At 45.7% G+C, this 291-nt stretch carries 1 tRNA gene; it reads left to right on the forward strand.

The features are described 5' to 3' along the window. Positions 1-64: 64 nt before the first annotated feature. Positions 65-140 (forward strand) — tRNA-Glu (locus tag OGY10_RS00120). Positions 141-291: the final 151 nt, after the last annotated feature.

Genomic DNA, 291 nt, shown 5'->3' on the forward strand with positions numbered 1-291 from the left:
AGTGCTCACACAGATTGTCTGATGAAAAGTAAATAGCAAGGCGTCTTGCGATTGAGACTTCAGTGTCCCCTTCGTCTAGAGGCCCAGGACACCGCCCTTTCACGGCGGTAACAGGGGTTCGAATCCCCTAGGGGACGCCACTTGCTGGTATGTGTGAGTGAAAGTCGCCGACCGAAGTATCTCAAAACTGACTTTCGAGTCACGTTTGAGATATTTGCTCTTTAAAAATCTGGATCAAGCTGAAAATTGAAACGACACACTGTTTCATTTCTCCGTAATAAGAAATGAAAA

This window comes from Citrobacter sp. Cpo148 (assembly GCF_030332375.1).
GTDB classification, from domain to species: domain Bacteria; phylum Pseudomonadota; class Gammaproteobacteria; order Enterobacterales; family Enterobacteriaceae; genus Citrobacter; species Citrobacter portucalensis.